Here is a 14,454-nt window from a genome sequence, read left to right as displayed (position 1 = left end):
CCTAAACCTTTGCCCAATGCGACCCATCGAAGAAGTACAGCCACATCTCACTAATTGGCTCACCCATAATGTCCTCTAACGCTTTACCGTAAAGTTCTAGTTGAAAGCGATACTGCTCCACCAAAGGCTCTACCCCACCTCGCTGTTCCAGAACACGATCCGTCTTATAATCAACAAGAATCAACTTGCCATTATCTCTGAAAATACAATCCACAACACCTTGAATTAACACCGTTTCATTCTCCAACTGTCTAGCAGTCACCGAAGATTCCTGTTCATCAGGCGCAGATAATTTCTTTACGATATTTAGTCCTTGATGCGCTTCAACTGCAGAAAGCGCGTAACTGAAAGGCATTTCCCGTTCTACCCAATCCGCAGCAAGCAGCCTTGCTCCAATATCACTTTGAAACATAGCAGCCACTTCCTCTACAGTGATCATCTCCGCCTGTTCCTTCGTGACAATCTGCAATTCGGTAAGCCGTTGGAGTGTTTCTCCTACTATCGCAGAATCTACTGCACCTGTATGCAATGGAATATGCTGCATAAGCGTATGGTAGACGGTTCCCCGCTCCGTGGGACTCATGCTTTTCTTCTCCATAAATTTAGGTCGACGAAGCTGTAATGTTGAATCTTGTTGATTATTCTTCTCCTCCATCCAATCCAAAGACGGAAGTTCCTGCATAGAGAGAATCTTCTTCATCTCTGTAACCGATGTTTTAGCTGACAGCGTACTAGCTATCGCATATGGATATTGCCACTCCAGCTTACTCTCGATGCCATTCGAGCCAGTAGTGGGCAGTTCATCGCTAGCCTCGATGGACGACAGCGGTATTGATTCTCTTTTCAATATGGCTTGCAATTTAAGCTTACGATTCTGCGAAATCTCTTTCTCTCCATCTACACCCAGTATGACATCTTGCGAAAGTTCATCTGCTGAAAGAACGGATATACTCCATACAGAAGGATCGTCGTTCAAAGCAGGCGCAGGAGGCTCTGTAACGCCACCGATCTGTCTTAAAAGCTCTGCATCAGGATGACGAATTAAGGCCGGCCCAATCCAATCCAAATAGCTACGCCCCCTCGATAGCACATAATCAGGAAGCATATAGGGTTGATGTGCCTGAACCTGGGTCCATGCTAATACCTTTTTAGCGAGATCCTTAGCCGTCCCTACTAGTATCAATTTCTCTTTAGGACGAGTTAGTCCTACATACAGCACTCGCATCTCCTCAGCCAGCAGTTCTTGCTGTGAGCGACGACGAATCGCGAGATTCGGTAAAGTTGGATAACTGACTCGCATCTCTTGATCCACGAACTTCGGCCCAAATCCCAAATCTTTATGCATCAGAAAAGAAGAACTCAAATCCTGCTGATTGAAAGTCTTGGCAATGCCCGCTAAGAAAACGACTGGGAATTCCAGACCTTTACTTTTATGAATTGTCATGATTCTTACGGCATTATCTTGCTTGTCTGATCCCCCTGGACTACCTAAATCCGAACCATGGTCACGAAGTCTAGCGATAAAGGTCAAGAAGCGAAACAAACCCCTAGATGCTGTAGTCTGTTCATATTGAACAGCTCTATCGTATAGTGCCGTTAAATTGTTCTGACGATGCCCTCCGCCAGGAAGTCCGCCTACCCAGTCCATATAGCCAGTCTCCCTGTATATATGCCATATCAGGTCTCCTAGACTGCCACGACGCGCTTCATTACGCCACCCCTCCATTTTAAGAAGGAAATCACGTAATTTGAATCTTAGTTTAGAAGAACCTCCATCTTCCGAATTGATCTCCGCTGCTGCTCTCACAGCCTCATAGAATGATCCAGTCGCACACAAGCGAACCTCAGCTAATTCTTCCTCTGTTAGACCAACAATCGGTGAACGAAGGACGCTCGCAAGCGGAATATCTTGCAGCGGATTATCTACCACTTGCAACAAGGACAACATAATCTCAACTTCAGTAGCCTGAAAGTAACCTTGATTCTGTTCCCCATCAGCAGAAATACCCTGTTGACGAAGTTCTTCCATAAACAATGGTCCCCAAATATAAGCAGAACGTAAAAGGATTACTATATCGCCATGAACAATAGGTCGCATCATTTTTAATTCTTTATCATAAATAAATAACGGTTCCCCAGTTTCACCTGTCATTTCTTTGATCTTCGCAGCAATGGCACGTGCTTCGAGTTGAGCAGTCTCCATCTCCACCCACTCGCCTTCTTGAAGAAGGGAGTTCTCTTCATTCTCTGAAGCTTCGTCTTCACCTGATCTACCGCCATTCCCGCGATCAATCAAGAGAAGCTCTGGCGTATAAGTAGACTCCTCTGCACCGTCTGAACTGCTAGGAAATGATGCTCCATATACTAATTCAGCACGTTCGTTATAAGTGATCTCCGCTACACTTTCATTCATTATTTGTCGGAACAATACATTGGCTGCATCCAACACTTGACGTCTACTACGAAAATTCCGAGCAAGGTCGATCACTATTCCTTCATTCTCATCCACGCCGTATCTGCCGTATTTATCTAGAAAAAGTCCTGGATCTGCTAGGCGAAACCGATAAATACTTTGTTTCACATCCCCAACCATAAAGCGATTCCCAGGTGCATCTCTGGAAATCAGCCTTACGATGTCCTCCTGTACGCTATTGGTATCTTGATATTCATCCAATAACACCTCATCGAAGTGGCTTTTATATTCAATGGCGGCATCTGAGGGAAGGAGATGATCCATAGAAGAATCCGGATGTCGTAGGATCTGTAAACAGTAATGCTCCAGATCACTGAAATCGACGAGTCCACGTGACTTCTTCTCTGCTTGATAACGCTGACCGAACAGAATGACAACCTCAGATAATTCCTCCATCACTGGAGCAACCTCATGCAGCTCTGACAGGAAAGCTTCTGCCGAGCGACCGAACAAGGAATTTTTAAGTTCATTCAGTATTTTCTTAACATTGTCCCTCAGTTCCTTGACACGATCCTGTAGAACAGGGTCCGTCTCATCTTTGCGGCAACTCTTTAACTTACCGAAGGAAATCGTTTGAAAGGCATCATAAAGAGCATTCCATGGAAAATCCTCTAGACATTCTCGAAGGGATTCGACCATTTCTAAATCATCTCGTAAATTATCGACATAAGGAGCTGGTCCTCCAGGTAACATCGCTAAAGATATAGCTTGTTGAAGTAATCCTGCCGCCCCTGCAATAGACAAATTGGCATCCTTAACAATGCTGTGAACCCAAGGACTATCATCAAGCTCTGAGGAATCAGAAATGGAGAAATTAGACGCCATCTGACGTAACCAAGCATCTGGCCAAGAGTGACTTCGAGAGAAGTCATATAGCTTCTGAACAAGAAGATAGAGAGCATCATCACTACGTTCACCGCTGAACCAGTCAGCAAGACGTAGAAAGATACCACCGTCCTCTGCCTCACCATACTTTTCCTCAAATAATTGCTCCAGAATTTCCTGACGTAGCAATTCCGCTTCATTCACATTCAGTATGCGGAATCCTGGATCCAAGGGAATCCACTGATAATAGCGACGAATAACTTCCAAACAGAACGAATGAAGTGTAGTAATCGATGCTCTCCCTAGAAGGGCAAGTTGACGACGCAGATGCTCGTTATCTGGCTCTTTCTCAAGCTCCTTATCCAATGCTTCACGAATCCGCTGACGCATTTCAGCCGCTGCTGCCTTCGTAAACGTTGCAACGAGTAGCCGATCAACACTAAATCCTTCTTCTTCATTCATAATTTTTCGAATAATTCTTTCTACTAACACGGCTGTTTTCCCTGAACCCGCTGCCGCTGCTACAAGAATATGATCACCGCTAAGCGAAATGGCCTTCCACTGATCATCGCTCCACATACTACCCTCTGGCTTCACTAGTCCGCTCACGGTGTATCTCCTCCTTGCGTCTTGGACAGCATGTCCCATACTTGTGCTTTGTTCGGTTTACCCATGATATGATATTGACTTCCCTCAATCGTTTCATCGAAATGACAGACCGGCTTATAAGAGCAAAATGTGCAAGCCGTCTCATTCTGAATCCGATAAGGTTCAATTGTTACATCACCTTCTGTAATACGCGTTCCAATCTTCATAATATTGTTCCTTACAGATGACAATAAACTTCCCCATTGTTCCGTACTTGCCACAGCTGCACTGCTATAGAAACTTCCATCGGCTTTCACAGCAACGGGCAGAATCGTAGAATGTCCTTTATCTAACGTTGCATCCATCTGTGCAATAACGTCGCGATCCGCGAGCAAAAGCCCCTTCATTTTGAAACGTTTAAGCAATTCATCTGCTGCTTGCTCCGCATTCATCCCATTCGTAGATTGCAATAATGGATCATGCACATGGAAATACAATGTTCCCGCTGGGATAGCTGCCTGCCCAAGCCAGTCTTCTGAATATGTCAACAATACGTCGAGATAAGTTAACAATTGAAGAGACAGACCATAATACACCTCATGTAGCTTGAGATCATTCTGGCTGGACTTATAATCAATCACTCTCAGCATCATCCCTTGCTCTGTCTGTGCCATATCTACGCGGTCAATCCGACCGACAACTTCCATAATCGAGCCATTCTCCAGTGGAAAAGTAAGCGGAGGTAGCGTCTTCCCAGGACCGAAATCAAGTTCAAGCCCAATAGGTTCAAAGTTACCTCTCCGAGCATGTTCACCAAGAATAATGGATGCTCTGCCGACAATGTTTTTTAATTTTCTTGAAATATAGCCATAGCGCTTGGAACTCAATAAGATTTCTCCCTGCAAGAGGGGTGTTAAGCGATCTACCGCAATACCGGCTTCCAGTCGGCATTCTTCAGGTGTTAGACTCCCCCAACTAACGCTTCGATTCTTTAATTGCGTGGCCATATCACTAAGTGCAGAGTGAAACAATTGACCGATATCAGGCGCCTTTAGTCGATACATCTGACGTTCTTTTAGCTTTAAACCATGTGATGCAAAATGTGAAAATGGACAAGCAACAAATCTCTCCATTCTTGATACACTTGTACGAATTTTGGCTCCATACAACTTGCGGCTCGTGTCTAAGCGCAAAGGTAATGCTTCATTCACATAAAATAACGAGCGAAGTAACATGAACAGAGGTTCGCGCCACTGCTCATGCTGTAAATACCAATTGTAAGCTTCCCACCAAAAGTCAGGAATATCGCTACCTCGCTTCCATTTTTGCAACTGTATAATTAAATGACTCAACGTCTGTTGTGGATTCGTTACAAAGTCTAGCTGTTCTTCAAGGGTTTGTCCTCGCTGAGGTTGCCCCAATAGTGGCTCTTCTTTCAGGAATGGGTACATCTTCTTCACATGTCGAATCACTTCCGAAGGTAAGAGGACTTTGCCCTCTTCATCAGAAGCCGTATAAGATATCCACATATGTTGACTAGCTGAAGTTAACGCATTGTAGATCAAGAATCTTTCATCTAAAAGCTTACGTGAAATGCTTGGAGCTAGCTCCATTCCAGCATCCGATAACAACAGGCGTTCCTGTTCCGTCAGTACGCCATCTTCCTGAAGTATCGCAGGAACAACACCTTCATTGAAGCCCAACAGAAATGTATATTTCACACCACTAGTACGTGTTCTATCCATATTCCCAATTAAGATCTGATCGATGGAAGGTGGAACGAGGGATAATTTCAACTCTGTTAAGCCCGTATCTAATATCCCCGTAAACAAATCGAAGCTAATGTTCTCATCACCCATTAATTCCACCATTTGATCAAGTATATCCAGAATGGCGCCCCATAGTTGCCGATGCTCTTTGGCAGCCTCTGGTTGACCTGCTTCCAAAGCTTCATGACTGAGAAGATCAAGCTTTTGCGGAACATTCGCCTCTTCCAACAACAAATATACGGCTGTACATAAATCTTGAGCAGTCTTAGCTTTCTTCAATCTGTTCTCAAAAGTAAATAGTGGTCCACAGATCGCTGCGCGACAGCGCTCCATCAGTTCAAGAAGCTCTTCGCCTTTCTTCTCTCGATCCACGTTGTCATCACCTTCAAGTGAAAGACTTGGAGTTGCGCTCCATGGGCGTCCATCTGTCCAGCGGTAGCCATGAATCCCACAAGCTAGCACGTAATTCTCTAATCGATCCATATCTTTACGATCAAGAGAGCCATCTAATGGCAGCAATAAATCCGTCTTGATGCAGCGAAATACATCTTCATAGCGCCAGCGTCTTTTCACAATATCAAGTGCTGAACGTATAAACTCTACCAAGGGATGATGTAGCTCACTGCGCTTCTGATCGAGGAAAAAGGGTACGTCATAATCGCGGCAAAGAGGACCTATAATAGGCTCATAATCTCCCAATTGTCGCACAAAAATAGCCATTTCCCTGAACCTAGCACCTTCTTCACGAACGAGGCGAATCATTTCACGCAGTGCTCCCTCGACTTCTGCACGTCGATTAACGGCTGCGTGAATAGAGATGCCGTGAGACTTAGGATGCTCTTGTTGCGCAGAATCACGCCAAGGAATTCGCCGATCAAATCCCCGTTCGAGATGCGCAAGCTCTGGGCTATGTTCAAATCTCGGGAGGTTATCCGAGCTGAGTAGTCTATCCGATGACTCCACACCTAATTCTGCAGCCATTCCTTTTAACTTCACATACGTTGTGGCTGATGGATGAAATAAATCTAACTCATGTGGAAGCATGCCATGGTCCAGAGTTTTATCCAGCGTAAGTGCAATGGTTACAGATGACGCGCATAACATTAATTGCTGCAACACCGTATATTCTTGAGGTGTGAATCCATGAAAACCATCAATCCAAATATCCGCACCCTTCACGTATGAAGAATTCGGAATAGCCCCCGCTAATGTCATCAAATAATCTTCATTATCCATATATAAAGGAGATAACTCTTGCTCGAAATCTCGATAAAGCGTCTCGATATCTCCTAGCTTGTCGCGTAAGATCGGAGTCCCCAAACCATTAGATCTCATCAATGAGAGCTGTTCTGATACATTCGTAGCATCGATACAATAACGCTTCATCTCCGTGTAGAGTTGACCTAGTCTTCCCACGAAACCTACTTGATCCCCCGATGGGCCGAACAGCTTCAATTCTTCTTTACGCCTTTGTATGATCTTGTAGAGCAACATTCTTTTTCCTTCTTCGCTAATGCCAACACGTGCCGATCCACCCGTCTCTTGCATGACCCGGTAAGCCAGACGCTGAAAGCTTAGCACCTGCGCACGAGCAATCCCTCTCACCGAACCCGTTGTCACTAACGCATGCTCAGCTTGAAAAGAACCCTGTTCTGGAACGATCAGGATGATCGGATTACCTTGTGATTCCTTGCTAATCCGTGCCGATATATCTTGCAATATGTTCGTAGTTTTACCGCTTCCCGAACGTCCTATAAGGAATTGAACCGACATGGGATGCCTCCTTTATATAAGGATGAATTGTCAAGTCTTGTCGCACTCAGATTGACAATTCATCGTATAAACTGACTTATTAAATTGTATTAGAATAGTCGCTTACTATTATAACATACCCTCCACTCAAAGGAACGTACGTTTGGTTTCACTGCTCACATCTATGATAAAATCCACTTTTTAGACTATTACGACTCATAATCCGTTAATCGTTAGTAGATTGGATCCGCAATGATCATGATCGTTTTTATAAAAACGACAAATAAGAATGTCTCCGAAGCATTACTTCAAGACATTCTTAAGTAGGATTTCATAAAGAACTCCAAAAGGGAGAAATAAGATCGCTCATTTCGAAAGTTTGTATCTCTACAAACTTCCGAAATGAGCGATCTCGTGAACAACTTTACTTCAATCTCAAACATGAGGTTATTCTTTCACGCCTCCGAGCGCTACGCCCGCGATAATATACCGGGATAACAGGAAGTAAACCACAAACAGCGGTAAAGCCGTTAAGGCTAGCCCCAAGTAGATCGATCCGAACTCGGTCCTGTAAATATCACCGCGAAGTAGACTGACCATAATCGGCATCGTATATTTCTCCTTCTGTGTCAGCAGAATCAGAGGCATGAACAGGTTGTTCCAATTGGCCACAAAGGCAAAGATAGCCTGCGTCGCCACTGCCGGCACCATCAGCGGCATGATAATCCTGTTAAAGGTGCTGAATTCACTGGACCCGTCTACGCGTGCCGCTTCCACGATCTCTATCGACAGCGTAGCGAGCAGGTATTGGCGCATAAAGAACACGACCGCAGGCGCTGCAATCGCAGGCAGAATCAGTGGAAGAAAGCTGTTTGTCCAATGTATTTTATACATGAACTGATAGAATCCGATTGCACTTGCCTGGGAAGGAATCATCATCACGCACAAAATAAAGGTAAAGAATGGCCCACGCAGCTTCCAGCTATAAGTCACAAGTCCATAAGCCGCTAAGGACGAGAAATAGACCGTTAAGAGGGTTGCTGAAGCAGAGATAACAAAAGAATTCATAAACCCTTGAATGGGATCGAAGCTCTTGTCGAGCAGCACCCGCAGGTTACTCATCAAGTGCGTCGAAGGGAACAGTGAGATACCGCTTTGAATTTCCGGTGTAGAGCGAGTGGCGTTCACAAACATGATCCAAAACGGGAGGATACTGAGTACCGCCAAAGAGATACAGACGACATAGATAATCGTCTTGTTTAATTTACGGGTGACGGTTCCACCTTTTTGATTATTGTTCATGTGCTACGCCCCCCTTTTGGCTGCTCTTGGCGGCTTTTCTATGCATTTTTTCTATTTTTTTTATTTTTGCCGCGTCGCGATCACGCATTAAATAGAACACAAATCCAGACAATATTGCTGAAATCACGAACATGATCATACTGGCCGCTGCAGCGCGATTGTACAAATAGCTTCCCTTAAAGGCTTGCCCATAAATGAACATGGACGTGGTAAGCGTGGAGTCATCCGGTCCGCCCGCAAGGAAGAGCTGCGGAATATCGAACATGGTCAAACCACCGACCATCGATGTAATCAGCGTGAATAACAAAATCGTACGTAAACTCGGCAGCGTGATACGGAAGAAGGTCTGAACTCCGTTTGCGCCGTCAATCGACGCAGACTCGAAGAGTGCAGGATTTATACCCATAACGCCTGCGATCAGAATGATCATGGTGTTGCCATACCACATCCAGAACTGGATGAACGCCACAATGCCCCGCGCTGTCGTCTTATCCTGCAGGAAGAAAATTGGGCCGTCGGACCATCCCATCATTTCAAAAAAACTGTTTATGGGACCCATCGGATAGGCAAACAGAGTGCTAAAAAGAACGGCAATTGTACCCGCTGTGATAATATTAGGCATATAGAGCAGAACTTTGAAAGCACCTTGTCCCTTAATTTTAAGACGCTGGTTCGTGAACCACGCAGTGAGCAATAGCGCGAGAAGGATCTGGGGAACGAAGTTGACAATCCAGAGCAACCCGGTGTTAATTAGAGACTTTCTGAATGAGACATTATCAAAGAGGAGATCTTTAAAGTTCTTAAAAGGATCATCCAAAATCTGTATTGGCTTTGGTATTAATCCCTTTAAATCGGTGAATCCGATGAATGCGGTGTATAAAATAGGATATAGCGAGAAAATAAGAAATGCCAAAACAAACGGTAATGTAAAGATATAGCCATATTTAGAGTAGTTCACACCTTTACGGCGCATGGTCTCCCCCCCTTTAGTTGATATGAAGGGGCGGGATAACTTCCCGCCCCTTCGTTTTCTTTTTATTCGCTGTCGATTTCAAGTTGATCTTTGACTTGCTGCTTGAAGGTTTCGATCGTTTTATCACGGTCCTTGTTGCCCGCAGTATATTCGCGTACTTGTTCACGCCAGAGTCTGTTTATCGTTTCGTCGAACTGGGTCAAGTTCTTGCCTGAAGCGTTGGTGTTAGCCGGAATAAATATGTCGAAAATGTTCTGCCCGCCAAGCAATGGTAATTCACCGTTAGACTTATCCATGACAACGGAGGAAGAAACACTGTCCTTCGCGCCTTGCTCGCCCTCGTTGAACGTTCCGTTAGCCCAGTAATACTGGAGTCCGGTTTCAGAAGTATCGAGTGTTACCCATTTGATAAAGTCCGCAACAGCTTGTTTCTTGGCTTCGTCCTTGGTTACGTCTTTATTGGCGAGCAACCAGGTACCTCCCCAGAAGAAACCTGTTGGTGACTCAGTAACTGCCCAGTCACCATTTGTATCTTTTGCATGGTCGCTTAACGTATAGTTAATGAGCCAAGCAGGACCGAAGAAACCGAAGACCGGTTGGGCACCAGTGCCGGACATATCGGCGTACCAGGCTTCCGTCCAATCTGTCGTGTCGTTGTGGTATCCATTGTCTTTCAGCTTTTTGGAGAGATCAAGGAACTCTTCGCGCTTCGGATCGATATGAAGTTTGCCATCAACAATCCAGCCTTTCTCAGAACTGTTCTCGATCGCATGCCACATATCGCCGTCTCCAGAAACTGCGCCATATCCTTTAGCTTTCAGCTTCGCAGCTGCATCGAAGAATTTATCCCAGCCTGGACCAATTTCAGTCTTGATGGCAGCCGGGTCATCCGTTCCAAACACATCCTTGGCAAGCGAGCGGCGATAGATAAAGGCTCCGCCAGTTGCTTGATAACCGAGGCCTTTCAGCTGGCCGTCTTTACTGCCGATATCAACAGAGTACTGAGCGATGCCCGCGTCCTTAACCATTTGGTCGTCAAGGCCCAGGTCCGCATAGTTGGCGGTAAAGCTGGATGCATCGCCTTGTGTATACTTGAGCACGAACGCCGCTTCAGCTGCAAAAATATCCGGAGCATCTTTCCCGCCAGCGGACAGGGCCTGGTCGATAGCAGGCTGATAAGCTCCATCGGTAGTTGCGATAACCGTAGTTTTGAACTCTACATTCGCCTCAGGATGGATTTCCATATACTTTTTGGTCATGTTCGGAATCTCGTCCGTAAAGCTCCAGAGATTGATGGTAACTTTCGGAGCATCCCCTTTTGATGGAGTCTCAGCAGTGTTAGATGATGGAGCTGGAGTTGAGCTGGATGAGTTTGAATTTCCACCACACGCTGTGAGAGCAGATGATATCACGAGCATTGTAGAGATTCCGACTAAAACACGTTTCATACTTTTCATACTTTTCATACTTTGCCTCCCCCTTTATTTGTTTCCTTCGCGTTAATGTAACCGCATCCATAATTATATCCCCTATGCACTTCTGACATAAGGAGCCCTTTATTGGGAAAACTTCCACTTTTTTTGGGTTTTGTTCCCTGCAAAGCATAAATAAAGATATCAGGGGATCATTGACCTTATTTAATTCGTCCAACAAAAAAACTCCCTTCCACTTACAGAAGAGAGCTTGTTCCTAATCCAACTAAATTATAATTCATTTTATTTACTCCGCACTTCAAAAATAGCGAATTTCAGATAATGACCCTCATCCACTCCTAGAATTTGCGGATGATCTTTACCAGCAGCACGCCACTCGATTAGACGGAGAATTTTACCTGCATCCGCTGCCGCCTCTTGTATGGTCTCTAGAAATAAATCTGGACGCATATGGTAAGAGCAACTTGCTGTAACGAGATATCCGCCTTCATTCACAAGTTTCATTCCATGGAGGTTGATGTCTTTGTACCCGCGACAAGCGCCTTGTACTGCACTCTTATTCTTCGCGAATGCTGGAGGATCAAGGATAACCACATCCCATGTTCGACCTTCACTCGTAGCCATCGGCTTGGAGGTATCAATCTTATTCTTTCCTGTCCCTGTATTAGAACGCCTCACTCTCTCTTCTACACCTTTAACCTGTGTACGAAGATATTGAAAGGCATCATCAACAACAAACTCTACCCGATCTGTGAACCCGTTTAATTCTACATTAGCTTGAGCACTTTCAATCGCATGCTGAGAAATATCTAGGCAAGTGACCTTCTTTGCTCCATATTTACAAGCGTGCAACGTGAAACTACCTGTATGAGAGAAACATTCGAGTACCGTCGCCCCATCCCAGTAAGGAAATGTAACGATGCCCCCACTCTTGTTCACAGGCAAATTCTTAATCATGCCATCTTGCTCAACATCCTGCAAAGTAATACCACTTCTTCCACCCCACCCTGTCATCAAAGGTTCAATAGAAGCACGGTTCTCACGCTGATCGAAGAAATATCCAGTCTTCTGACCTTCTACGATATCCACGACAATGGCCAAGCCATTCTCACGCACATTCACATGACGTGGACATTCTCCATATAATGGTCCCTTCACTTGTTCCAAACCTTCCAATTCACGGACAGATACGTCACTACGCTCATATATTCCTTCGGGATGCATGACTTCAATCAAAGATGCCACAATGTCATTGCGGCACTTGTCCATACCCAGCGTCAACAATTGGACCACTAGCACATCACCGAATCGATCTACAATTAATCCAGGCAGAAAATCCGCCTCGCCATAGACCAATCGATAAGCAGTCTCTCCTGGGGTAAATCGTTCACGATGTTGAAGACAGTTTCGGAATCGCTCCGTAAAAAAGGCCTGATCCATGAATTCCATAGAACGATACGATACGATTCTTACCGTAATCTGCGATGCAGGATTATAATACCCTGTCCCAATATACCTTTTCTGGTGGTTTAGTACGTTAACTAACTGACCTGCTTCTGGCTCACCTTCGACTGTTGCAATTTCACTTTTGAACACCCATGGATGTCCATGTTCTAATCTCTTCTTCTGACTCCGTTGTAAAATAACTGATGCCATTCATCTTCACTCCCTATTATGTACCTGTATCGGTGCTTGTCACCGCAGGTTCTATCATGTTTGTCATGGTTGTCCAATCACGGACATATAATTATTTCAAGGACTTTTTGAACATCCTCTAAAAGGAGAATCATATCCATGTTCCATGCTATTATCTTCCCTGTACTATACGGTTTGGCCATTTTTCTGCTTGGTATGAAAGTGATGGAGTCCGCTCTTTCTCGCTGGGCTGGACCCATGTTAACCTCTCTTCTAAGCAAGGCAACCTCGTCACCCCTCAAAGGCATGCTATTCAGTACTTTCATTACTGGCATTCTACAAAGTAGTACAGCCGTTACGGTCATCACCATAGGCCTCGTAAATGCCGGTCTTCTCACCTATGCTAGAACGCTTGGTATCATTCTCGGTAGCAACATTGGCACTTGCCTCACAACCGAATTAATGGGTTTGCAATTAGGACAACTGGCTCCCCCTTTGCTCCTCATATCCATCACAGTATGGGCTGCTGCTGTGATCGCAAATGATTATACGCCATGGAAATTACGCCAATACAAGCATTTCTTCGAACCTGCCCAATATATATCCCTCATCGTAGCCGGGTTCGCATTAATCATGTTCGGAATCCGTGTCATGCAGTCAATCGGACCTGCATTAGATTCATACGGTGTCTTCGGATGGTTCATTGAACGCGCCTCTCAGAATGTACTCTGGGGAGTCGTTGCCGGAGCATGCCTGACTGCCCTAATCCATAGTAGTGCGGCTGTCATTGGCCTGGCTATGGGACTTGCAAGTTCCGGTGCCCTTCCCGTAGAAGTAGGTATTGCCATCGTCTTAGGATCCAATGTAGGCACATGCGTCACCGCTGTCATCGCCGCTACCGGTAGTTCTCCATCAGGTAAATTTGTCGCTTGGACTCATGTCGTACTGAATGTAGGTGGTGCAGCATTATTCATGCCCTTTATTCAACAATTACATAACGTATCTGCTTGGTTATCCAGCGACTTCGGTAGCCAAATTGCCCATTCACAGACGATATTCAATATCCTCTGTTCGCTCATAGCACTTCCAATATGTTATCTTCCGATCTGGAAAAGGATCGATCGTTCCTCATCCTAAGACTCGCACTTATATAAAATCGAGTTCAAAAGATGACCTTTTGAACATCCTATACACTTATTCCTAACAATGATAGAGCTTTCTTGAGAATGATATCGTTATTACGATATCCGCTTTGCTGCTGGCGACGCCAAGCCTCTTCAGGTGTATACCAGGATACTTCATTTATCTCCTCAATTTGAGGCTTCAGATGACCGCCTGTCGCTTCCACCAGATAATAATGTACTTCTTTATCCACTTCTCCATGAACAGGGTTCTGGTACGTATACGCAATAATATCTACAGGCGAGACAATACTTCCCAGTATACCCGTCTCCTCTTCAATTTCACGCAGAGCTGTCTCCTCGATCGTCTCACCCTGCTCCATCTTCCCTTTAGCTAACGACACTTTACCATAACGGTCTAGTATGAGCTGAATATGAAGTTCCCCATCCTCTTTCTTAAATACGACGCCACCTGCTGAAAATTGTTTGTATGCCACGCTGATGACCCCTTTATATCATATTATCAAGTAGAAACGGCTTCGCCGTCCTTTGTAAGGACAGCACCCGTTTCAGCGGAAATATA

8 protein-coding genes are annotated in these 14,454 nt (G+C 45.0%); 1 reads left to right on the top strand and 7 read right to left on the bottom strand.

Annotation, left to right across the window (positions count from 1 at the left end):
* Position 1: 1 nt before the first annotated feature.
* From addA to AC1TO9_RS01015, 6 genes are all read right to left on the bottom strand, one after another.
* Positions 2–3,946, bottom strand: coding sequence for a helicase-exonuclease AddAB subunit AddA (gene addA, locus AC1TO9_RS01040; protein ID WP_482054656.1), 3,945 nt, complete (start codon positions 3,944–3,946; stop codon positions 2–4).
* Positions 3,904–7,428, bottom strand: a complete 3,525-nt coding sequence (gene addB / locus AC1TO9_RS01035; protein ID WP_482058172.1) for a helicase-exonuclease AddAB subunit AddB — start codon at positions 7,426–7,428, stop codon at positions 3,904–3,906. Before addB ends, addA begins: the two co-directional genes overlap by 43 nt.
* A gap of 426 nt (positions 7,429–7,854) precedes the next feature.
* Positions 7,855–8,709, bottom strand: a complete 855-nt coding sequence (locus AC1TO9_RS01030; RefSeq protein ID WP_482054654.1) for a carbohydrate ABC transporter permease — start codon at positions 8,707–8,709, stop codon at positions 7,855–7,857.
* Positions 8,699–9,682 carry a carbohydrate ABC transporter permease gene (locus AC1TO9_RS01025; RefSeq protein WP_482054653.1) on the bottom strand — a complete coding sequence of 328 codons (984 nt, stop codon included), beginning with the start codon at positions 9,680–9,682 and terminating at the stop codon, positions 8,699–8,701. The genes AC1TO9_RS01030 and AC1TO9_RS01025 overlap by 11 nt, the downstream gene beginning before the upstream one ends.
* A 62-nt stretch (positions 9,683–9,744) precedes the next feature.
* Positions 9,745–11,148 carry an ABC transporter substrate-binding protein gene (locus AC1TO9_RS01020; protein ID WP_482058171.1) on the bottom strand — a complete coding sequence of 468 codons (1,404 nt, stop codon included), beginning with the start codon at positions 11,146–11,148 and terminating at the stop codon, positions 9,745–9,747.
* A gap of 249 nt (positions 11,149–11,397) precedes the next feature.
* Positions 11,398–12,771: a class I SAM-dependent rRNA methyltransferase gene (locus AC1TO9_RS01015; protein WP_482054651.1), complete on the bottom strand. Its 1,374-nt coding sequence runs from the start codon at positions 12,769–12,771 to the stop codon at positions 11,398–11,400.
* 138 nt (positions 12,772–12,909) lie between these two features.
* Here AC1TO9_RS01015 and AC1TO9_RS01010 point away from each other — a divergent pair, with 138 nt between their 5' ends.
* Positions 12,910–13,887: a Na/Pi cotransporter family protein gene (locus AC1TO9_RS01010; RefSeq protein ID WP_482058170.1), complete on the top strand. Its 978-nt coding sequence runs from the start codon at positions 12,910–12,912 to the stop codon at positions 13,885–13,887.
* A 49-nt stretch (positions 13,888–13,936) separates the two neighbouring features.
* Here the strand turns inward: AC1TO9_RS01010 and AC1TO9_RS01005 are convergent, their stop codons facing one another.
* Positions 13,937–14,368: an NUDIX hydrolase gene (locus tag AC1TO9_RS01005; RefSeq protein WP_482054649.1), complete on the bottom strand. Its 432-nt coding sequence runs from the start codon at positions 14,366–14,368 to the stop codon at positions 13,937–13,939.
* Between the last annotated feature and the right edge of the window lie 86 nt (positions 14,369–14,454).

The sequence above is a fragment of the Paenibacillus sp. Y916 genome (assembly GCF_056786435.1).
This window is presented reverse-complemented; position numbering and strand designations above follow the sequence as displayed.